Source organism: Marinobacterium lutimaris, assembly GCF_900108065.1.
Classification (GTDB): Bacteria; Pseudomonadota; Gammaproteobacteria; order Pseudomonadales; family Balneatricaceae; genus Marinobacterium_D; species Marinobacterium_D lutimaris.
Window position 1 is genome coordinate 51,695 of record NZ_FNVQ01000001.1, and the last position, 20,629, is coordinate 72,323.

Genomic DNA, 20,629 nt, shown 5'->3' on the forward strand with positions numbered 1-20,629 from the left:
GTGAACGCATGACCGAAAAATCCAAGCTTAACTGCTCGTTCTGTGGTGTCGAACAATCCGCCGATACGCCGTTGATCTCCGGCAACGACGGTTACATCTGCTCCGCCTGTGTGGAGCTGGCGCATCAGGTCGTTAACAGCTGGGGCCAGAGTGCCAAGCGGGCCGATCTGGCTGAGTCATTGCTGGCGCCCAAGGAGATCAAGTCGCATCTGGATGACTATGTCATCGGCCAGGATGGAGCCAAGGAGATCCTCGCGGTTGCTGTGTATAACCACTACCAGCGGCTGCTCAATACTGGCAAGAGTGAAAGCCTGCATGATCCGGATCTGGCGGTGGAGTTGGAGAAGTCCAATGTGCTGATGGCCGGACCATCCGGCACCGGTAAAACCCTGCTGGTGAAAAGTCTGGCGCGGGTGATCGGCGTACCTTTCGTCGTGGCCGATGCCACCACGCTGACCCAGGCGGGTTACGTCGGTGATGATGTGGATACCATTTTGCGTCGCTTGGTGGACGCCGCCGATGGCGATTTGCAGCGCGCCCAATGGGGCATCGTTTATATCGATGAAGTAGACAAACTGGCCAACAAGGGTGGTGGCGCCACCGCAACCCGGGATGTGTCCGGGGAGGGTGTACAGCAGGCGCTGCTGAAAATGGTGGAGGGCAATGAGGTCAAGCTGCCCAAGAGCGGACGTCGTCATGAGAACGCAGAAGAGATCATCGATACCACCAATATCCTATTCATCGTCGGTGGCGCCTTCCCGGGGCTGGAGGAGCTGGTGCGCCAGCGTCTGAAACCGAAAAAGGGCGGTATCGGCTTCCAGGCCGCATTTGCCGAAGATCCGGAGCATACCCACGATCAACTGCTGGCTGCACTGCAGCCGGATGACCTCCAGGGGTTTGGCCTTATCCCTGAGTTTATCGGCCGCTTCCCGGTGATCACCTTCCTGCATGAGCTGGATGCAGACGCGTTGGTACGTGTGCTCAAGGAGCCGCGCAACTCGCTGGTCAAGCAGTACACCCAGCTGTTCGCTTACCAGGGCGTGGAGCTGACCTTTACCGAAGAGGCTCTCAGTCGCATCGCTGAACTGGCCTGCACCCGTGGCACCGGAGCCCGTGGGCTGCGCTCGATCATGGAATCGGTACTGCGCCGTACCATGTACGAAATGCCGTCCAATCCTCAGTTGAAGAAAGCGGTGGTTGATCGTGAGCAGGTGGATGATGCCAGTGAACTGATCGTGCGCGAGGTGCTCGGTGAGGACGAGGGTATCGAGGTCTCCATGGACAGCGAAACCTCAGCCAAGGAAAGCGCACGATAGGCGCTCGGCCTTGCTGGTGAACAGCCCGGTATGGAAATACCGGGCTGTTTTCGTTTGATCAATCACGTTTTCAGGTTTTGAATCTGCGTCGAAACTCATCCGGCGTGACGCCTATATGCCGTTTAAACATGGCGATAAAAGCACTGGCGCTGGAGTAGCCAAGTCCCAGAGCGACGCTCTCGACCTTCTCACCCGCCTCGAGCCTGGGCATCGCCTTGACCAGGCGTAACCGCTGTTTCCAATCTGCAATCGACATACCCAGTTCACGTCTGGCCCTGCGCATCAGTGTGCGTTCGGTGGTGTGTGACAGTGCCGCCAGTTGGTCGAGAGGGCGATTATCGCCCGGCTGTCTTTCCAGCAGTGCCAGAACCGGTGCCAGCATAGGGTCCTGGGAGGTTGGTAGATAAGTGTCCAGCGGCGCGGAGCTGGAGAGTTGATCCACCAGGACACGCAGCATTCGCGCCTGTTGATCCGAGTAAGGCGGTGTTATCGGGTGCTCCCTGAGATGGCTCAGCAGCGCGCAGACCAGAGGGCTGACATGGAGCGCGCAGGGCTGGTCGGGGAAACTGTGCATCAGCTCACCTGAGATGTAGAGCGAGCCATGCACAGACCCATAGCGGCTCAGCCCCTGATGCTCCTGGTTGGCTGGCAACCAAAGGCCGTATCGGGGCGGGGCAAGGTAGGTTTTTCCTTCTACGCAAACCTCCATCACTCCGCTGAACGAGTAGACAAATTCGCCCCAGGCATGGGTGTGCGCGGGGTAAGCGGAATTGTCCGGAACGCAGGCGGTACGGAAAAACACTGGCGTGTGTGGGCCGGGTTTAAAGCTCGGTGCAACCAGTTCGGGGCTGGGAAAAGCCATAAAAATACTCTGTCACTTTGTCGGTAGCTTTTGTCAGGATAACGTTATATCCATGATTAATGACAGTGCCAGAATTCAACCCTTTGCTCGCTGGAGATAGGGTCGATGGAAAGGCGCGGGTTGATTGATGGTCAGGCGATGGGGTTGATGCTGCTGTTTTGCCTCTGTCTGGGTATGCAGCATGTGGTGTTGAAACTCGCAGGTCCTGATGTGGCGCCGGTGTTGATGCTGGCGCTGCGCTCGGGGATCGCAGCCGCGTTGGTGATCGGATACATGAAATGGACTCGCGAACCGCTCGATCTTTTCGGGCGCAACTTGCGCCCAGGGCTCGCGGTCGGAGTGCTGTTCACGCTCGAGTATCTCTTTCTTGGTGAGGCCCTGCGATATACAACGGCTTCTCACGCAGTGGTGTTCATGAATGCCTCGCCGGTTTTTTCAGCGTTAATTCTTCATTTCCTGGTCCGGGAGGAGCGAATGGCTGCGCTCCAGTGGTTGGGCATCCTGTTGGCCTTTGGAGGTATAGCGCTTGCGTTTCTCGGCCAGTCGGACGGGCCAATAGCCGTGCCTGATATGCTTTGGGGGGATTTTCTGGCGTTACTGGCCGGGTTCTGCTGGGCATTTACCACGGTGATTATCCGAGCATCCCGTCTGGCACATAGTTCTGCCCGCCAGACTCTGCTTTATCAATTGCTGGTGGCATTCCTGCTGCTGACAGCTGCAGCAGGGCTAAGTGGCCAGTGGGGTTTTAATCCGACCCTGCGCGCTTTTGTCAGCCTGGGCTTTCAGGCGGTTATCGTATCTTTTGGCGCGTTCATGATCTGGTTCTGGCTGATTCGGCATTACCATGCATCTCGCATCGGTGTGCTGGGCTTTATGACGCCGCTTTTCGGTGTCGTGCTGGGCCGCCTTATTCTTGATGAGCCCATTGCCCTCAGCTTTCTGTTCGGCGCCTTGCTGGTGGTACTTGGAATCCTGTTGGTGAACGGTCACTGCTGGTTAAAGCGGTTGCTTGTTCGGCATCGCCCGGTGGCCTGATTATCCCGCTTTGGTCATGGTAAGCGGCGAGGAAATCACAGAAGATAAGAAGCACCTTATATGTAATAGAGTGATCGGTTGAATGGATCTTCATGACCTGAAGCTCAAGCTTAAAGACCCTTTCCCCATCGTTGTGATTGAAACCCATGATGAGCGCCGCGTGGTCGAGTTGTTGCGCAGGGCAACCTTTGAAGACCGCTCTTTGGGAACCCTTAGAATCTGGAGTGTCGCCGAGGGGCTTGATCTGGGATTGGGTGATTCCTCCAGTTGGCAGCTGGAAGGGATCGAAACCCGAAGTGCGGAAGCTGATCTGACCGATCCGCTGGAGATGCTGAAAAAGGTTAAGGAACAGCTGAAAAACGCTGTGCTGTTGCTGCCTGATTTTCATCATTACCTAACTAATCCGGCCGTACTCAGGCTGGTGAAAGAGATCGCCCAGCAATATTTCGTCAATCACACCGTGCTGGTGTTTGTCAGTCACGCCTTCGAGGTGCCCGCCGAGATCGAGCGGATGTGCACTCACTTCGAGCTTTCCATGCCTTCGGTCGAAGAGATTACCGCTCTGGTGAGGAAAGAGGCGCGAGCCTGGTCAGAGGCGTCCAAGGAGAAACTCAAGGGTGATACCCAGGCGGTGGACCTGTTGATCCGTAACCTGGTAGGGCTGACCGAAGCGGACGCGCGCCGCTTCATCCGCAGTGCTATCCATGATGATGGTGCGATCACCCATAGCGATATCAAGGCGGTGATGGATGCCAAGTACCGTATGCTTTCCAGCGGCGGTGCGATCAGCTACAGCTTTGATCTGGCTGATTTCGCCCAGGTGGGCGGCTTTGCCAAGCTGAAAGCCTGGCTGGAGCTGCGCAAACCCTTTTTCCTCGACGCCGGCAAAAGCAATGGCTTTGATCTGCCCAAGGGGGTGATGCTGATCGGTGTGCAGGGCTGTGGCAAGAGTCTGGCCGCCAAGGCGGTTGCCGGTGTTTGGGGCGTGCCACTGTTGAAGCTGGACTTTGGCGCCCTGTTTAACAAATACATCGGTGAGACCGAGAAGAATCTGCGCGAAGCGCTGAAGTCGGCAGAGATGCTGGAACCCTGCGTGCTCTGGATGGATGAGATCGAAAAAGGGATCAACTCCGGACAGGATGAATCCGGCACCTCAAGCCGGGTGTTAGGCGCACTGCTGACCTGGATGGCAGAAAACCGGCGTCGTGTTTTTGTGGTCGCCACGGCCAACGATATCGAAAAACTGCCGCCGGAGCTGCTGCGCAAAGGACGCCTGGATGAGATCTACTATGTTGACCTGCCGGATCGCAACGCCCGACAGCAGATCTTTGCTGTGCATCTGGAAAAGCGTGGGCAACCCGTCGCGGAATTTGCGCTTGAAAAGCTGGCCGAGCGGGCGGTGGATTTTTCCGGGGCTGAGATCGAGCAGGCGATTGTTTCCGCCGGGTATTGGGCCCATGCGCAGGGTGAGCCTCTTAATACAGAGCACATTCTGCGTGAAATAGATAATACCCAGCCTTTGGCGGTCGTTCGTGCCGAGTCGGTCGCAAGCCTGCGTCACTGGGCTAAAGGGCGAACTGTCTCTGTCGACTGACAGAATCAATGAAAAGGTTGGTGGCATTTCGGCCGCTAATATATCCGGGTTGGACAGGTGTTTGTATATTAACCAGTGGTTGCTGTGCTTGGCTGAAAACTCTTGATAATTAGTCGCTTAAGCCTGGAAATTCTTTGACATAAAAACTGGGCACGGTTATATATTTCAGAGAGTCCTTACATAAAGCAGGACTAACACCGCCGCTCACTGACCGTTATGCAGGTTTGTTAAAAAACGTTTTCGGGTCGGTGAAGTTTAGATGAATGGAGTCATCCATGGCTGTACGCGAGGCCGCTTACAAAAAGCGAATTCAGGATGAGCTAAGTGTGCGCCAGTCCTCTCATTTTTTATTTCTCGGTCGAGCCGTGAGACGGCTTCTTCCTCCTGTTTGTAGCTACCCAATCAGTTCTCCAGTTGGAATGGCTGCTTTGCGGTTTGTTATCTATGCTGTTTCCTATGTCGGGCCGGGCGCTCGGGAAAACCAGGGAACTCAGTGATCATGCAATAATTTGTGCTAACAAGGTTTTCTATCGACGTTAAATACTGACTGCCTTCCAACGTTGACGTATTCAAAATATCGCATGGAACGGTGAACGGGCTGAAAATACAAAGGGTGATGGAATAGATGAATAGGCTAAAAAGGATAAAAAGGCTGGACGTCTGGGCGGTCAATGGATCTGCAAAAGTGCTGACTCTCTTGTCTCTCGCGCTCGCGTCACCCAGTGTATTTGCTCAAAGTGCGGATGAGCTGGCTAAAAAGCTGGCGAACCCCGTCTCCAACCTGGTCAGTGTTCCCTTTCAGTTCAATTTCGATTTTGGCGGCGGCATCGACGATGACGGTTTTCGTTCCACGCTGAATATCCAGCCGGTTATCCCTTTCAGCCTCAACGATGACTGGAACCTGATCTCCCGCAGCATCATGCCCTTGGTTTACCAGGAAGACTTCGTTGACGATGACGGTCTGAGCCAGTACGGCACTGGCGATCTGGTACAGAGCTTCTTCTTTTCTCCCAAAGAACCAACCTCGAACGGACTGATCTGGGGTGTCGGCCCCGTCATCATGGCGCCGACCGCCAGCAACGACAGCCTGGGTTCGGAAAAGTGGGCGGCGGGCCCCACCGGCGTAGTGCTCTATCAGCATGGCCCCTGGACTTACGGCACCCTGGCTAACCACTTGGAGAGCTTCGCCGGTGAAGATAACCGCGCCGATGTCAGTGCGACCTTCGTGCAGCCGTTTATTAACTACGGGGCCGGCGGTGGTCTGACCTACGCATTGAACCTGGAAGCAACTTATAACTGGGAGACGGAACAGGAATCGGTACCGATGAACATGATGGTCACCAAAGTGATGCAGCTGGGCAACCAGACGGTCAGCATCGGCGGCGGTGCCAAGGCTTACCTGGCGGGTCCGGATAATGGCCCGGACTGGGGGCTGAGATTCGTCTTTACGATGTTGTTCCCCAAATAAAGGGTTCTAAAAGCAAGTTGCTCTAGAAACATGTTGTTCCTGAAGCAAGTTGTTCCTGAAGGTAAGTTGTTCCTGAAATAAGTTGTATCTAACGCAAGGTTTACACGCTGCGAAGAGAGCAGTCTCGTAGCTCAATAGCGAGTGAGTGAGATATTCACGGAGGATTCATGAAAACCATAACGAACCTGAAACGGCTCTGTGGGGTAGCGCTGGTCGCAACCGGTCTAACGGTAACGCCCCTGGTGCAGGCGGCCGAAGAGAGTGAAAAGCCCAATATCCTTGTGATCTGGGGTGATGATGTCGGCATGTGGAATATCAGCGCCTATCACCGCGGCATGATGGGGGGCTCCACGCCGAACATCGACAGCATCGCCGATGATGGCATGATCTTTATGGATCATTATGCTCAGGCATCCTGCACAGCTGGCCGCGCGGCTTTCCTACTGGGGCAGTATCCGATGCGAACCGGCCTTAGCACCGTGGGCCTGCCGGGTGCAAAAGAGGGAATTCAGGATTCCGATCCTACCTTGGCGCAGATGCTCAAGGCTCAGGGTTACACCACCGGCCAGTTTGGCAAAAACCACCTGGGTGACCGGGATGAGCACCTGCCAACCAACCACGGCTTCGATGAGTTTTACGGCATCCTCTATCACCTTAATGCCGGCGAATATGAAGAGCAGTACGACTATCCCAAGGATAAGGAGACCCAGGAAAAGTTCGGCCTGACCCTGCGCGGTATCACCCACTCCAAGGCGCTGCCTGACGGTGGCCAGGAGATCGAAGATCTGGGGCCGTTCGGCAAAGAGGTTCAGCGCACTATGGACCAGGATGTACTGGAACAGTCCAAGCGCTTTATCACCGATGCTGTAAAAGCGGGCACTCCGTTTTTCGTCTGGCACAACACCACCCGCATGCACTACCAGACCAACCTGAGCCCCGAGTATGACGGCGTTACCGGTTACGGGATCTATGCCGATGGCATGAAAGAGATGGACGACGATGTCGGCGAGCTGCTGGGGCTGCTGGATGAGCTGGGCGTAGCTGATAACACCATCGTCATGTTCTCTACCGATAACGGTGCCGCCTCCAACTCCTGGCCGGATGGCGGTAACCAGCCGTTCCATGGCGAGAAAGGCGTTGGTGGCTGGGAAGGTGGCTTCCGCGTGCCGATGGTCGTTAAGTGGGATGGACATATTCCGGCAGGCGTAGCCACCGGTGAATTCATGACCATGGAAGACTGGATGCCGACACTGATGTCCTGGTTGGGCGAGAAAGATCTCAAGGAAGATCTGCTCGACGGCAAGAAGATCGGCGGTAAGAGTTTCAAGGTTCATCTGGATGGTTATGACCAGAGCGACCTGCTGCTGAACAACGGCAAAACCAAACGCAAGGACTTCTACTACTTCACCGAAACCACCTTCCACGGTATGCGCTGGGGAGACTGGAAACTGATCTTCACCGATCAGGAAGAGTGGTTCCGTGCAACTCAGGAAGGGATGACAAGCCCCTACATCATCAACCTGAAGCTGGATCCTTTCGAGCGCTTCGTTGAAGCACGTGGTTACGACGAGTGGGCGGAAAACCGCAGCTGGATCCTTGGCCCGGCCGGTAAGCAGATTGCCGAGTTCGTGCAGACCTTCAAGGATTTCCCGCCGAGCCAGACAAGCATGTCCACTTCGGTGGACGCTGTAAGCACGATGATCAATCAGCAGGCGATGAGCCGGTGATCGATCGCAGCCATTAAACTGGCTAAAGAACAGACCCGAGCCGGGAGCGGCCGGGTCTGTTCCTCTTTATTTCGCCGCAAGCAGTAGATTGAGTAGTTAATGAAAAGAAAAGACTGGTTAAATGGACTTATTCTCTCCCTGCTGCTGTCTGCAGGTTTTATTCAGACAGGGATAGGCAATGCAGTAGCCAGTGAACAAACTGCTGACAGCGAAACTGCCGCGGCCGATTCTGGATCAAGTTCGGCGGCGACCGACGCGATCAAAAATGCCACCTACGTCGGTGGCGAAACCTGCGCCCAGTGCCATGAGCAGGAGCACAAGGACTGGAGCGGTTCCTACCACGATCTGGCGATGCAGCCTGCCAACGATGAAACCGTGTTGGCCGATTTCAACGATACCCGTTTCGATTATTTTGGTATCACCTCTGAATTCTATAAGCGCGACGATACCTTTTACGTCAAGACCGACGGCCCCGATGGCCGGCTGACCGAGTATCCGATTGCTTACACCTTTGGCGTCTACCCCCTGCAGCAGTATCTGATTGAGTTCGCCGGTGGACGCCTGCAGGCGCTCAATATTGTCTGGGATACCCGCACAGCAGAAGAGGGTGGTCAAAAGTGGTTCCACCTCTACCCCGATGAAAAGATCACCGCTGACGATGAGCTGCACTGGACAGGTCTGTACCAGAACTGGAACTACATGTGCGCCGATTGCCACTCCACCGACCTGCAGAAAAACTACCGGCTGAGCAGTGATACCTTCGATACCACCTGGAGCGACATCGATGTCAGTTGCGAAGCCTGTCACGGTCCGGGCTCGGAACACCTGCGCTGGGCGCAAAATGCAGACCTGAAAGATTCGACCCCCAACCAGGGGTTCCCGGTCAGCTTCGATGAACGCGAAGAGGTCGCCTGGACGATTAATCCGGAAACCGGCATCGCCGAGCGTAATAAACCGAGAACCACGCAGAAAGAGATCGAGACCTGCGCCACCTGCCATTCGCGCCGTTCAACAGCGCACCCCGGCGCCCGCCCCGGCGATCCGTTGCTGGATCACTTCCAGGTGAGTCTGCTGGATGATCCGCAGCTTTATCATGCGGACGGTCAGGTCAACGGTGAGGTCTATGTCTACGGCTCATTCGTTCAGAGCAAGATGTACCAGGCGGGAGTGACCTGCACCGACTGCCACCAGCCGCATAGCCTTAAGCTGCGCGCCGACGGTGATCAGGTCTGTGCTCAGTGTCATCTGCCAAGCAAGTTCGATACCGAGTCCCATCATATGCACGAGCCGGGCTCAGAGGGCGCCAGCTGCCGGAACTGCCATATGCCGGCGAAAAACTTCATGGTGAATGACTCCCGCCGTGATCACAGCTTCCGTATTCCGCGCCCGGACCTTTCGGAAACCCTGGGTGTACCCAATGTCTGTACCGCCTGCCATGACGACAAGTCCAATGAGTGGGCGGCCAAAATCCTGAGTGAAAAGTTCGGCGAGCCTGATCAGAACCACTATGCCCATGCGTTGGCAGCGGGGCGGATGGGCAGCCCTCATGCAGAAGCACTGCTGTCGAAACTGATACTTGATAAGACCCAGCCGGAAATCGCTCGTGCCACGGCGGCAACGATGCTGCCGGACTACCTGTCGCAGCAGTCTGCGCAGGTGCTGCAGATGGTGGCGCAGAGCGATGAGCCGCTGCTTGGGCTGGGGCTGTCGTCAGCCGCTGAAAGGATCCCCGCGCAGTACCGGCCGATCTTTACCGTGCCTCTTCTTTACGATGATAGTCGTATAACCCGTGGTCTTGCGGCGCAGTCCATGGTCGGGTTGCCGCTGAACCAGTATCCGGATGAGGTGAAAACGCGTTATGAGGAAGGCCTTGATGATTTTGTTCATGCCAACCAGTTCAACGCCGACCGGCCCGAAGCGCTGACTAACCTGGCGAATTTCTACGCGCGCCAGGGACTGACGACCGGTGCGGAGGAGTATTACCAAAAGGCGATCGTCAAGGCGCCGCATTACCTGCCGGCGCAGGTGAATCTCGCCGAGCTCTATCGTAACCAGGGCAATGAAGCCCGAGCTCGTGAGGTGCTTTTTGCGGCGCTGGAGCAGGTGCGCGAAACAGCGGTAGTGCAGCATGCATTGGGGCTCTCTTACGTACGTGAAAAGCAGATGGACAAGGCGCTCGAGCATCTAGGGCTGGCGGCGCAGTCACCAGGTTCACCGGCGCGCTATATTTATGTCTACGGCGTCGCGCTGGACTCCGTCGGCCAGGGCGAACAGGCGGAGAGTGTTCTGGAGCAGGGGCTTAAGTCCTACCCCGGAAATGTCGAGATTCTCTCCGCTCTGGTTTCGATCAACACAAAACTGGGCAATACGGAAAAAGCACGCAGATATCAGCAGCAACTGGGGCGCTGATGGGGCGGGATCGATCCGTTCCTTACTACCCGAGACTGCCCTGATGAAACGGGATGGCTCAAATTCAAAGGTACTTGATATGAATGGACGCAATACTCTGGCTGCATTAACCCGCAAACTCCCGGCTGTTGAATCTACGGCCTTCAAAGCTGCGCTGCTGGCCAGTACCATCGGTGTCGCCGCACCGGCCTGGGCGGCATCTGCCGACCCGCTGCCGTCCTGGAACAGCGGCGCGGCGAAAGACTCGATCATCGAGTTTGTCGATAACGTGACCGATCCTGAGTCGGGGCAGTATCTGCCGCCGGCTAAACGTATCGCTACTTTTGATAATGACGGCACGCTCTGGTCGGAAAAGCCGCTCTATTTTCAATTCTATTTCGCACTCGATCGTCTCAAAGCTATGGCGCCGGAACATCCTGAGTGGCAAACCACCGAGCCCTTTGCCTCCTATCTTGCCGGTGATGTCGACAAGATGGTGGCCCATGGCGAAGAGGGTGTACTCAAGGTGGTTGCCGCAACCCATGCCGGCCAGACCACCGAAGAGTTCAGGCAGGCTGCCGAGCAGTGGCTGAAAACAGCCCGTCATGGCAGTACCGGGAAGCTGTTCACCGAGATGGCGTTCCAGCCGATGCTGGAGCTGCTGGATTATCTGCGTGAGAGCGATTTTAAAACCTTTATCGTCTCCGGCGGTGGCGTCGATTTTATCCGCTCCTTTGCTGAAGAGGTTTACGGTATCCCGCCCTATCAGGTGGTTGGTTCCAGTATTAAAGCCACCTACGAAGTACGAGACGGCAAGCCGGTTATGGTGAAACAGCCGGAAATCGCCTTTGTCGATGATAAAGAGGGTAAGCCGGTAGGGATCCATCAATATATCGGTGCCCGCCCGGTGCTCGCGTTCGGTAATTCGGATGGCGATTACCAGATGCTGGACTGGGTGACCTCCGGCGAAGGGCCGAGCCTTGGTCTGCTGCTGCATCATACCGACCCTCTGCGCGAGTGGTCCTATGACCGCAAATCTCTGGTAGGGACCCTGGACCGCGGGCTGGATGATGCGGGCGAGAAAGGTTGGGTGCTGGTTGATATGAAACAGGACTGGAACAGTGTCTATCCCGTAAAACCGGCAGATCCGGCCCAGGCCCAATTGTTCGATCACAGCTGGCAGATCGAATATATCGAGGGGCGCGGAGTTGTCGATAACAGCCCGGCTGCTATCGATTTTGCGCTGGATGCCAGGGTTGCCGGTAATTCCAGCTGCAACAGTTTTAGCGGCCAGTACAGCATAGAGGGGGGCGATCTCTCCTTCGGGCAGCTGGTTTCAACTCGCCGCGCCTGTATCGACTCACTGATGGACCAGGAAAATCGTTTTCTCGATGCCCTGGGCCGGGTGCAGCAATGGCATATCAGTCCCGAAGGCTGGCTCTTCCTCATGGATGAGACCGGTTACGTAATCATGAGAGCTTCGGCCCTCTCGAAAGAGGCGAGTGAATGATGAATAGGATAGCGCTGAAAAGAAGAGTTCTGACGACTGCTGTTGCTGCCGGTTTAATCGTCGTGCAGGGCGCTTCGAGCGTCTATGCCGAAGAGGGCGGCGCGGGCCACTACGTACCGGGGGCTTTGGCGACGATCATCGATCTTCCGCCCAACAAGCCCGGTATGGTGTTCGAGACCGCCTACCTGAACTACGAAGGTGACGTGGGCACCACCCTGGCGGGCGGTCTGCTCAGTACCGATCTTGAAGCGGAGAGCGACGCGCTGCTGCTGGGCGGCTTCTATACCTTTGAGCAAAAGGTGCTGGGGGCCTGGTACAGCGTTGGCGCCATCGTGCCTTACGTGGATATGGAGGTGACAGCTACCGTCAGTGCCGGTGGTCGCAGTGTGCGTCGCACCGACCAGGCCGATGGTCTTGGGGATATCACCTTTATGCCGCTGATGATGGCCTGGCAGAAGGATGCCTACCAATTCAACGCCGTGCTGCCGATCTATGCGCCAACCGGCGACTACGAGCAGGGTCGCCTGGCCAACCCGGGTAAGAACTACTGGACTTTCGACCCAACGGTTGGCGTCTCCTATTCAGGACCAAGCCTGCTCAACTGGGCCGTGCATACCGGCTTTGCCATCAATACCGAGAATGACGATACCGATTACAAAAGTGGCACCGTCTGGCATGTGGAGGGCAGCGTACAGAAGCTGTTCCCGGCCGGTTCCGGCCTGATCGGTGTCGGCGCCAACGCCTTCTATTATGACCAGATCACGGGCGACAGCGGCAAAGGTGCCAACCTGGGTGACTTCGAGGGCAAAACCCTGGGTGTTGGCCCAGTGCTGACCTACCTGAGGCCCACTGCCACCGACTCGTTGGTGTTCGAGCTGCGCTGGTTGCCAGAAATCGATGTAGAACGCCGTCTTGAGGGCGACTATATCTGGGCGAAACTCGTTTATCAGTTCTGATCTGACAGGATAAGCCAGGCATCCCCACGGGCTCGGGAGCCTGGCTTATTAGTCTCTAAAGTCCGTACCAGAGTACCTCGATTGCTGGCAAACTAGGGGTAAGGTGAGTACTAATTAACCTGTTTGGTGTTTCTTTCGGGCAGTATTTTGTCCGGGTACCTGTTCAGGGCTTTAGGCTCATCGATGTAGTTTTAGATATAAAATTTTAGGTATAAAAGTTCAGGTATATAGATTCAGGGCTATCTATCCAGAGTTATCTGTTCAGAGCGATAGCGTCAGGGTTGCACTCGGGTTCGAGCTTGGTTGTATGGAAAACATGAAAAAAACCAGGGCCAGAAGGCCATCTCCGGTTGCGTCCCGCGGGACCTTTAGAACCGGGTCTGATTTCGACAATTTGTCAGGGGCCGGTGCAGCGCCCAGCAGAATGATGAGTCGTGCCCGGCAACTGGGGCTGTTGATCGCTGCTTGCGGACTCTCATCCGCACTCTCATCCACAGTCTGGGCTGCATCTCAGACGGTTGGAGATTTCACCGAAAATAACGCCGCCAGTAAGGATAGTGTGAACCTGGCAAGTGGCGGCAGCTGGGTGGTCGCGCCTATTCCCAAATCCAGCCCCACCCTGGGTGCCGGCCTGCAACCGGTGGTGCTCTATATGCATCCGCCGAAACAGGATAACCCGAACAGGGAGTCTGCGATTACCGGTGTCGGTGGCTTGTATACCGACAACAACAGTTATGTGGTCGGGGCTTTCCATAAGGACTACCTGTTCCAGGGACGGCTCAGAACCATGATGGCGCTGGGTAAGGGCAAACTTAACCTCAACTACTTTGGGGTCGGTGACAGCGGCTTTCTGACCGATCATCCGCTGGGCTACAGCATTGAAATGGATGTGCTGTACCTTGGCGTGCAGGCTCGCATTCCGCATACCGAACACTGGTATTTCGGGCCCAACTTTCTCTACACCCAGGGGACGGTTTCCTTCCGTCTCAGCGAACTCGCGCCGATCTTTCCCGACGTGGGACGCAGCGTAAATATTGCGGCGCTGGGGCTGGATCTCTCCTACGACACCCGTGACGACAGCCTTTACCCCAAGGACGGAACCTACTTTACCGCTTCGGTTTCCGATTACGGCGAAACCTGGGGCGGTGATTACGACTATCGCAAATACGGTCTGTCGCTCAGCCATTACTTCAGTCTTGGACCGAAACTGGTGCTGGCTGCCAATGGTGAGATGAAGGGCAGCAGCGGTGATGTCCCGTTTTTTGATATGCCAAACCTGGGCATCCGCGGTTATGAAAGTGGCCGCTTTATCGATGACTTCACCTTTATGACCCGGGCAGAGCTGCGCTACCAATTCCGGCCTCGTTGGGGCTTTGTCACCTTTGCCGATGGCGGCATGGTGAATGACTCCATATCCGGACTGCTCAGCGGCGAAGCTGGCCTGGGTTATGGTGTAGGGGTCAGGTATCGGGCGTCGGAAGGATCTACCCTTAATCTGAGTCTGGATGTGGCGAGGACCTCGGAAGACACGGGTATCTATATCCGCGTTGGCGAAATGTTTTAGATGTCGTGGAGGCCTGCTATCGGGCAGGCTCAGGGCCGCGATCGGCAGGAAAACCTGTTAAGGAATGAACGATGAGAATAAAGCAGCAGTTCACCGGGGTCTGGTTATCGTCCGGCAAAAGCTGGCGCGCGCTGGTTGGTAGCGTTTTTTTTCTTTTTCTACTGACGGGGTGTGCAAGCAGTGCAACCAGCGTTCCGGTGCAGCGCGCCGAGAGCCAGGCACTGCCGGATTATCGCTCCACGGAAGCGTTCCACTTCATCGAAGAGACAGCCAACCAGCACCCCGGGAAGTCGGGCTTTACGCTGGTCAGGGAGGGGCAGACCGCCTTTACGGCGAGGCTGGCGCTGGTGGATCTGGCCAAGCACACGCTGGATCTGCAGTATTACATCTGGTCTTCTGATGCGACCGGTAAAATTCTCGCGGAACGTCTGGTCCGTGCCGCAGATCGCGGCGTCCGGGTGCGGGTGCTGATCGACGATAACAACGACGCCGGTCGTGATTCCATTCTCGCGGCGCTGGACGCGCATCCAAACATCGAGATCCGTCTCTTCAATCCGTTTAAAAACCGGGGCTTTCATCTCTGGGACTTCGCCACCGACTTTAAGCGCGCCAACCATCGCATGCACAACAAGATCCTGGTGATGGACAACACCCTGGGGATTGTTGGTGGCCGTAATGTGGGCGATCACTATTTCAACGTGGATGAGGAGTCCAACTTCCGGGATCTGGACGTGTTTGCCGCCGGGCCGATCGTGCCCGAGGTTTCCAGCACCTTTGATGATTTCTGGAACGGCGGCTGGGCAGTGCCGATTACCGAACTGATTGAGGGCTCCTTTGGGCCAGAGGATCTGGAAAAGCAGGTGATCACGCTGCGCAGCAATATCGCACAGATCGATTACCCCTATCCGCTGGAATCGAATATCGATGCGCTGAAGTCCCAGCTGAACGCGATTTTGGACAGTCTTTCCTGGGCGGATGGCCTGGTGGTTCATGATAATCCCGGGCGCCTGCTCGAAGCTCCCGATGAGAGCAATATCATCTCCCGGCTTAACACCAAGCTCTCAAACCTGGACTCTTCGCTGTATATCGAATCGGCCTACTTTGTGCCGACCAAGGTGGGCGTAGCGCGCCTTAAGGAGCTTGAGGAGCGAGGCGTGGAAGTACGGGTGCTGACCAACTCTCTGTCCACCAACGATGTGCTGGCGGCCCATGCCGGCTACGCCAAGTATCGCGAAGACCTGCTGGAAGCCGGTGTGGAGCTGCATGAGCTAAAAACCGAATCAGATGAAAGCATGAGTGATCCGGCGCTGTTCACCCTGGGTGAGTCCAAGGCGGCTCTGCACACCAAGGCGTTCGCGTTCGATTCCGGTTCCGTCTTTATCGGCAGCTTCAACCTGGACCCGCGTTCGGCGCTGATCAATACGGAGCTGGGGCTGTATATCGAGAGTGAAGAAGTGAATCGCCAGCTCAAGGAGTTTATGGGGCTGGGGCTGTCGCCGGGCAGCAGTTATCTGCTGGCGCTGGATGATGACGATGACCTGATCTGGTTGACCTATGAAGACGGTGAGCCGCACTCGTTTGACCGCGACCCTAATACCAGTTTCTGGGAGCGTTTCCTGTCCGGCTTTATTGGGCTATTCCCGGTGGAATCGCAGCTTTGATGCCGTAGCGCGGGATCAGCCAATCGGCACGGAGGCATCGCAGTGCTTTGCTTAGGAGGCACGATCTCGTGCCGATTGAAGTCAGCGTCGTGGTCGTTTTTTGACCAGCGCGGAATGATCGCGACGGGGGCGTCGCTCCTACTGGAAGCCATACCCCATTGCAGCAAGCGCACTCGCGCGCGATCAGAAACCCGGGTAAAAAAAAGGCGCACCGGAGTGCGCCTGACAACAGGGAATGTGATGATGAATCAGGGAAGCCGCAGAGACTACCGGCTTTCCTTTGTTGCTCTGTGATCGAGGCTCGCTCAGAGGTTGAGGTCGAACGGCGAGGCGATCTGTGAAAGCCACAGGTTCAGGCGCTCTTCGGTCAGATTGGACTGGTTATCCAGGTCCAGCGCCAGGCCGACAAAGTTGCCATCTTCGCCCACCGCTTCTGAGTGGTTGAACTCGTAGCCGTCGGTGGGCCAGCTGCCGACCAGGTTGGCGCCGCGCTCGGCGAAGAAGCTGTGCAGCTCTCCAAGGGCATCGACAAACTCGTCCGGGTAGCCTTCCTGGTCGCCGAGGCCGATCAGCGCAATGGTCTTGCCGCTGAAATCCTTATCGTCGATTTTCGGCAGGAACTCTTCCCAGCTCTCCTCTTCCATGTCGGCGGAAACACCGGGCAGAAGGCCTTCGCCCAGGGTCGGGGTTGCCAGGATGAGGAATTCGTAACTGGCGAATTCGTCGGGATCAGCGCGGTTGACGTTGAGCGGCTTTTCCATCGTCTCATCGTCAAACTTCTTCTTGATCATTTTGGCAACCTTGCGGGTTTTACCGGTGTCAGTACCAAAGAACAGACCGATACGTGCCATGATGTTCTCCTTCAGGTCATCAGCTTCAACAATTCAGCGATCCCGGCGGGGCGGGGTTTTTAACAGGTGTTGTTACAGGTTGATTGCGAATTCCATACCAGCGGGTGCTCAAGCCGTTAAAGGTATGAATATCGGGGCGTCTGGCAGAGGAAGGTCAGGCTGGGTAGGGTGGCTTGTCGTAAAGCGGACAGCTCCTTGCGGGTGGCTTCTGTCCGCTTTGCTACATCTGTTGAGGTCGGGGAGGCGGTTATTGTCGCGTTACTCGCAGGCGATCAGCGGTGTCATCTGGTGCTTGCGCGGTTTGTTTGTGGTGCTGGAGCCGAGCAGCGAGGCGCCCTTGATCTGTGCGAAGACGCTTTGCCCGGGTTTGAGCTCCATACTTTCCACCGATTTGCGGGTGACGCTGGCCAGCAACGCGCTGCCTTCGCCCATATTGCCGATACGCAGCAGCACGTTCAGGCTCGGGCCATCCGTCGGCAGGATTTTCCAGATCACGGCGGGGAGCCGATTAAGGATGGTGCTGGGCTGGTCGGTATTCAGCGCCAGGCTGACATCGGTGGAAGCGATGCGCAGACGCTTGTAGACGCCGGTAGGGCCCAGAGTATCGGGTACTTCCAGGGTGCCACCGTCGATCTGCAGCGTACTTAGCCCGTAGCGGGCGTCGTAGTGGCGTACCCGGCCATCGAGCACCGTTACCGCGTCCTGGGAGCGGCCGAACGGCAGATCCGGGTTGGTGAGGATTTCGCCGATCTCGCCCTGGGCAATCAACTCACCCTTGCGCAGCAGCAACAGCTGGTCCGCCAGCCGTTCCACCTCACGCCGGTCATGTGTCACGTAGATAACAGGGATCTCCAGCTGCGAGTGCAGCTGTTCGAGATAGGGCATGATTTCGTTCTTGTTGTCCTGGTCCAGCGCTGACAGCGGCTCATCCATCAGCAGCAGGCGCGGGCGCATCAGCAATGCACGTGCGATAGCGACACGCTGTTTTTCGCCGCCGGAGAGTGCGGTGACACCGCGTTCGAGCAGATGTTCTATGCCCATCAGGGCGGTCAGCTCGTTCAGGTGTTCGGAGTCACGGCTATCGATGCCGGCGCGTTTCATACCGTAGGTCAGGTTCTTGCGCACGCTCAGGTGGGGGAAAAGTCCCGGTTCCTGAAACACATAGCCGATGGGGCGCTTGTGAGTTGGGACGAAGGTGCGTCCCTTCTGCCAGACTTCCCCGTCCAGCGTCAGTTCTGCGCCGGGCATATGGTTAAGGCCGGCGATACAGCGTAGCAGGGTGGTCTTGCCGCAGCCGGACGGGCCGAACAGGGCTGTGACGCCGCGGGAGGGGATGGTGAACTCCATATTCAGCCGGAAGCTGCCGACTTTGCCGTCAAAACGGGCGCTCAGTGTAGACATCAGTTCAGCCTCCCCCAGCGTTTCTCAATCAGGATCATCAGGAATATCAGTGCAAATGAGCTCACCAGCATGCCGCCGGAGAGGATGTGTGCCTCGGTCCATTCAAGCGACTCGACATGATCGTAAATGGCGATGGAGAGCACCTTGGTTTCGCCCGGCAGGTTGCCGCCGATCATCAGCACAACGCCAAATTCGCCTACCGTATGGGCAAAGCCGAGCACGGCGCCGCTGAGAAAGCCGGGCCTCGCCAGCGGCAGGGCCACAGTGAGAAAGCGATCCAGCGGTGAAGCGCGAAGGGTGGCGGCCACCTCCATCGGCGCCCGACCTATCGCTTCGAAGGCGTTGCGAATCGGTTGCACCACGAACGGCAGTGAGTAGATCACCGAGCCGATCACCAGCCCCTCGAAGGTGAAGGGCAGGGTGACGTCGAAGTTCTCCTTGAGAAAGGCACCGAAAGCGTTCTGCGGAGACATGGCCAGCAGCAGGTAAAAGCCCAGCACCGTGGGCGGCAATACCAGCGGCAGTGCCACCATGGCGTTGACGATCTCCTTGTACCAGGTGCGGTTGTGGGCCAGCCACCAGGCCAGTGGGCTTCCTATCAAAAGCAGGATGAGTGTCGTCAATCCGGCCAGTTTAATCGTCAGCAGAATCGCTTCGGTCATACTCAGTACTCCATTGCCGTCGCGGTTTGTGGGTTACTGCTCCAGGCCGTAGCCGTAGCGCTCGATGATGGCGTGCGCCTTGTCGCCCTGCAGGTAATCCATCCAGGCGACGGCTGCCTCGTTATCGGCGCTCTTGGTCAGTAGAACGGCCTGCTGGCGGATCGGGTTGTACAGATCCTGCGGGATCATCCAGTAGGAGCCGCTATCATCGAGGGCGATCTGGGCGTGGGCGACCATGGCAGCAGGAACGGCTCCGGAATAGGCCATCTGGTAGGTCTGCGCGATGCTGTCGCCGCGGGCGGTGGTCGCTTGCATGTCTTCCCAGAGACCCAGGGAGGTCAGGGTTTCAACTGCTGCCAGTCCGTAGGGTGCGGTTTTCGGGTTGGCGATCGCGATACGCTCCAGTTTGCCTTCTTTCAGTACCGCGCCATCGGCATCGACCCGATTTTCATCGGCACTCCACAGCACCAGCTGGCCCACGGCGTAAGTGAATAAGCTGTCGGCCACCGCATCGCCTGAATCTACCAGCAGCTGAGGGCGTGCGGCATCGGCAGCGAAAAACACATCGAACGGCGCACCGTTGGTGATCTGGGCATAGATTTTTCCGGTGGAGGCAAAGCTCAGCTCAACCTCGTGACCGGTGTCTTTTTCAAACTCAACGGCGATCTCTTTGGCGGCGGCAGTGAAGTTGGCAGCAACAGCGGCCTGAACTTCACCGGCCTCGGCCTGCAGGCTCAGCATGGAAAGCAGGCCCAGTGAACTTGCGGCCAGAGTGTGCTTGATCGATTTCATTTCTCGCATCCTTTCTTTGTTTCAAGTGACTAGGGTTTCAGTGGTACAGGTATCTGTGGCAAAGGTTTAAACGGCTGGCGAGGGCGCTCAGGCACTGGTCGCCAGCATGATCTCTTCGGGTTCAATCAGGGCGTAGACCGGAGCTCCCTGGTAGATCCACTCGTCTTCGTGGATATCGAAGGGGCGGGCCAGGGCCAGGCTCAATCCGTCCCCGAGCGTCAGCTCCAGTTCGCGGCCGTGACTGCTGCTGGTGCAACGGCTGACGCGCGCCGGCATGCAGTTGCTGTTGCTGCCGGTTAAAGCCTTGTTGTCGGCGCTCAGTTCGATGGTGCTTGCCTTGATGATGGCGTAGACGCCGGCCCCCACAGTCAGCTGCAGGCGTTCGATGCTGCTGCTGGTGATATGGCACTGCATCTGCAGCTGGCCGATGGCGAGGCCCACCTTGGCGATAACACCGCTGGTATCGATGCTGGTGATACGCGCCGGTAACTGGTTGCGAGCGCTGAAGCGTAGTGCGGGCACCTTGTCCGCCAGGCGCTGTTGGCTGCCGTTGCGCTGAATACGTAACAGGCTGAACAACGCCTTGCCGGTTGCGGTGAGTTGGCTGCCACCGCCCTGGGTGCCGCCTGCCTGGGTGTCGAGTACCGCCGATCCGCAGCGCTGATTCATTTCGCGAATATGGTTCCAGGCAGTTTTGTAGCTGACACCCAGCAGTTTGGCGGCGGCGGTGAGAGAGCCGGTGTTATGAATGGCATCCAGCAGCCGCAGGCGTTTTTCCAGTCTCCGGCGGCGGTCCAGCTCGGCTGCAAACTGTTCAAGTAGCTGTTGTTGGTGTGTCATAG

The 20,629-nt window shown here is 56.9% G+C and carries 17 protein-coding genes; 11 read left to right on the forward strand and 6 right to left on the reverse strand.

Annotation, left to right across the window (positions count from 1 at the left end; genetic code table 11):
* Positions 1 to 8: 8 nt before the first annotated feature.
* Positions 9 to 1,316 carry an ATP-dependent Clp protease ATP-binding subunit ClpX gene (gene clpX, locus C4S72_RS00270; RefSeq protein WP_104001094.1) on the forward strand — a complete coding sequence of 436 codons (1,308 nt, stop codon included), beginning with the start codon at positions 9 to 11 and terminating at the stop codon, positions 1,314 to 1,316.
* A gap of 70 nt (positions 1,317 to 1,386) precedes the next feature.
* On the opposite strand, the gene C4S72_RS00275 is transcribed toward clpX, so the two are convergent.
* Complete coding sequence (locus C4S72_RS00275) at positions 1,387 to 2,178, reverse strand: AraC family transcriptional regulator (protein ID WP_104001095.1); 792 nt, start codon at positions 2,176 to 2,178, stop codon at positions 1,387 to 1,389.
* Positions 2,179 to 2,283: 105 nt separating this feature from the next.
* On the opposite strand from C4S72_RS00275, the gene C4S72_RS00280 reads away from it, so the two are divergent.
* The 10 genes from C4S72_RS00280 to C4S72_RS00320 all read left to right on the forward strand — a co-directional run bounded on the left by C4S72_RS00280 (position 2,284) and on the right by C4S72_RS00320 (position 16,081).
* Positions 2,284 to 3,213, forward strand: a complete 930-nt coding sequence (locus C4S72_RS00280) for a DMT family transporter (protein WP_104001096.1) — start codon at positions 2,284 to 2,286, stop codon at positions 3,211 to 3,213.
* A gap of 82 nt (positions 3,214 to 3,295) precedes the next feature.
* Positions 3,296 to 4,807: an AAA family ATPase gene (locus tag C4S72_RS00285; protein WP_104001097.1), complete on the forward strand. Its 1,512-nt coding sequence runs from the start codon at positions 3,296 to 3,298 to the stop codon at positions 4,805 to 4,807.
* A 275-nt stretch (positions 4,808 to 5,082) separates the two neighbouring features.
* Entirely contained in the window at positions 5,083 to 5,304 is a 222-nt protein-coding gene (locus C4S72_RS25570) for a hypothetical protein (RefSeq protein WP_146071844.1), read from the forward strand.
* A 188-nt stretch (positions 5,305 to 5,492) separates the two neighbouring features.
* Complete coding sequence (locus C4S72_RS00290; RefSeq protein WP_200826631.1) at positions 5,493 to 6,275, forward strand: hypothetical protein; 783 nt, start codon at positions 5,493 to 5,495, stop codon at positions 6,273 to 6,275.
* A 167-nt stretch (positions 6,276 to 6,442) separates the two neighbouring features.
* Entirely contained in the window at positions 6,443 to 8,002 is a 1,560-nt protein-coding gene (locus C4S72_RS00295) for an arylsulfatase (protein ID WP_104001099.1), read from the forward strand.
* A gap of 99 nt (positions 8,003 to 8,101) precedes the next feature.
* Positions 8,102 to 10,411 carry a tetratricopeptide repeat protein gene (locus C4S72_RS00300; protein ID WP_235008998.1) on the forward strand — a complete coding sequence of 770 codons (2,310 nt, stop codon included), beginning with the start codon at positions 8,102 to 8,104 and terminating at the stop codon, positions 10,409 to 10,411.
* 79 nt (positions 10,412 to 10,490) lie between these two features.
* Positions 10,491 to 11,900, forward strand: coding sequence for an META domain-containing protein (locus C4S72_RS00305; RefSeq protein ID WP_160115422.1), 1,410 nt, complete (start codon positions 10,491 to 10,493; stop codon positions 11,898 to 11,900).
* On the forward strand, positions 11,897 to 12,856 hold the full coding sequence (locus tag C4S72_RS00310) for a SphA family protein (protein ID WP_235008999.1): 960 nt from the start codon (positions 11,897 to 11,899) through the stop codon (positions 12,854 to 12,856). Before C4S72_RS00305 ends, C4S72_RS00310 begins: the two co-directional genes overlap by 4 nt.
* 427 nt (positions 12,857 to 13,283) lie before the next feature.
* Positions 13,284 to 14,420, forward strand: a complete 1,137-nt coding sequence (locus tag C4S72_RS00315) for a BamA/TamA family outer membrane protein (protein ID WP_160115423.1) — start codon at positions 13,284 to 13,286, stop codon at positions 14,418 to 14,420.
* 71 nt (positions 14,421 to 14,491) lie between these two features.
* Positions 14,492 to 16,081: a phospholipase D family protein gene (locus C4S72_RS00320; RefSeq protein WP_104001101.1), complete on the forward strand. Its 1,590-nt coding sequence runs from the start codon at positions 14,492 to 14,494 to the stop codon at positions 16,079 to 16,081.
* Between the two features lie 305 nt (positions 16,082 to 16,386).
* Here C4S72_RS00320 and C4S72_RS00325 read toward each other — a convergent pair whose 3' ends face one another.
* The 5 genes from C4S72_RS00325 to C4S72_RS00345 form a co-directional block, all read right to left on the reverse strand.
* Complete coding sequence (locus tag C4S72_RS00325) at positions 16,387 to 16,932, reverse strand: flavodoxin (RefSeq protein WP_104001102.1); 546 nt, start codon at positions 16,930 to 16,932, stop codon at positions 16,387 to 16,389.
* A 258-nt stretch (positions 16,933 to 17,190) separates the two neighbouring features.
* On the reverse strand, positions 17,191 to 18,333 hold the full coding sequence (gene modC / locus C4S72_RS00330) for a molybdenum ABC transporter ATP-binding protein (RefSeq protein ID WP_104001103.1): 1,143 nt from the start codon (positions 18,331 to 18,333) through the stop codon (positions 17,191 to 17,193).
* The gene (gene modB, locus C4S72_RS00335) at positions 18,333 to 18,995 is read right to left on the reverse strand and encodes a molybdate ABC transporter permease subunit (protein ID WP_104001104.1); all 663 of its coding nucleotides are present in this window, start codon (positions 18,993 to 18,995) and stop codon (positions 18,333 to 18,335) included. The genes modC and modB overlap by 1 nt, the downstream gene beginning before the upstream one ends.
* Before the next feature lie 33 nt (positions 18,996 to 19,028).
* Positions 19,029 to 19,787: a molybdate ABC transporter substrate-binding protein gene (gene modA / locus C4S72_RS00340; protein WP_104001105.1), complete on the reverse strand. Its 759-nt coding sequence runs from the start codon at positions 19,785 to 19,787 to the stop codon at positions 19,029 to 19,031.
* Positions 19,788 to 19,874: 87 nt separating this feature from the next.
* Positions 19,875 to 20,627 (reverse strand): TOBE domain-containing protein, encoded by a 753-nt coding sequence (locus tag C4S72_RS00345; protein WP_104001106.1) that lies wholly within the window; start codon positions 20,625 to 20,627, stop codon positions 19,875 to 19,877.
* Positions 20,628 to 20,629 lie beyond the last annotated feature (2 nt).